Source organism: Pseudomonas sp. EGD-AK9 (genome assembly GCF_000465935.2).
Taxonomy (GTDB): Bacteria; Pseudomonadota; Gammaproteobacteria; order Pseudomonadales; family Pseudomonadaceae; genus Aquipseudomonas.
On the sequence record NZ_AVOF01000645.1, the window covers coordinates 1 to 1,026 of the forward strand.

General features: G+C 68.5%; 2 protein-coding genes and 1 pseudogene. All 3 read right to left on the reverse strand.

Translation table 11 applies throughout. The annotated features are described in order from the left end of the window. Positions 1 to 449, reverse strand: a 449-nt coding sequence (locus tag N878_RS22095) for an AMIN domain-containing protein (protein ID WP_218186857.1), incomplete at its 3' end; no start/stop codon positions are given. An 8-nt stretch (positions 450 to 457) separates the two neighbouring features. Next, a complete protein-coding gene (gene tsaE / locus N878_RS22100) occupies positions 458 to 925 on the reverse strand; it encodes a tRNA (adenosine(37)-N6)-threonylcarbamoyltransferase complex ATPase subunit type 1 TsaE (protein ID WP_031303737.1) in 468 nt (155 codons plus the stop codon). After that, positions 913 to 1,026 (reverse strand): annotated as a pseudogene (locus N878_RS28570) (NAD(P)H-hydrate dehydratase); the annotation flags it as partial. The gene tsaE and the pseudogene N878_RS28570, both read right to left, overlap by 13 nt.

Sequence of the window (1,026 nt, forward strand, 5' to 3'; positions counted from 1 at the left end):
GCCACGCTGGGCGCCTGGGTCGGCGCCGGCGCACTGCCGTTCTGGTCGAACAGGTCGACCACCAGGCGATGGCCGTACTGCTGGTTGGGCGCCAGGACGAAGCTCTTCGGCGTCACCGGCGCCGACAGGTCGATGACCACGCGCAGCTCTTCGGCACTGCGCTGAGCCGAGCGCACGCCGGTGATCGGGGTATTGGCCAGCGACAGCTGGCCGAGGTTGGTCGCCAGCTTGGCGCCGCTGACGTCGATGACGATGCGGTCGGGCGCGGCCAGGGTGAACACGCTGTGCTGCACCGGGCCGGACAGATCGAAGACCAGCCGGGTGTTGTCCGGCGCACGCCACAATCGCACGCTGCGCACATCGGAGGCGGCCAGCACCTCGGCAGCCAGGGCCGCCCACAACACCCCCACAGCGGTAACCAGCGCGCCTATGCGCATACCCAACCCCATCGATCTATTTATGCTTGGCCTGCCAACAGTGCACACCAGGCTTGCCCGCGCGCCCCATGTGCCTGCAACAGCAGCGAACGGCCGCTCGCTTGCGGGCTAATGGTAATGTCCAGGTCGGGCTTTGGCAAAACGCCGGCGCCGCGCTCGGGCCATTCGATCAGGCACAGCGCATCGCCTTCGAAGTAATCGCGGATGCCGAGAAACTCCAGCTCCTCCGGGTCGACCAGGCGATACAGGTCGAAATGGAAGGCGCGCACGGCGCCGATCTCGTAGGGCTCGACCAGGGTGAAGGTCGGGCTCTTGACCGCCCCGGCATGGCCCAGGCCGCGCAGCATGCCGCGCGACAGGGTGGTCTTGCCGGCGCCCAGATCGCCGTGCAGGTAGATGATGCCGGCACCGCCGCTGACCTCGGCGAGCCGCGCGCCGAGGGCCAGCATCGCCGCCTCGTCGGCGGCCTCGAGTCTCAATTCAGACAAGGACACAACTCCTCCAGTAACTGACGAATGGCAGGGGGCAGATCGCCGGCGGCCAGCCCGCGCCCCTGTTCGGCGAGCCGTTCGCCCGCCCGTGCATGCAG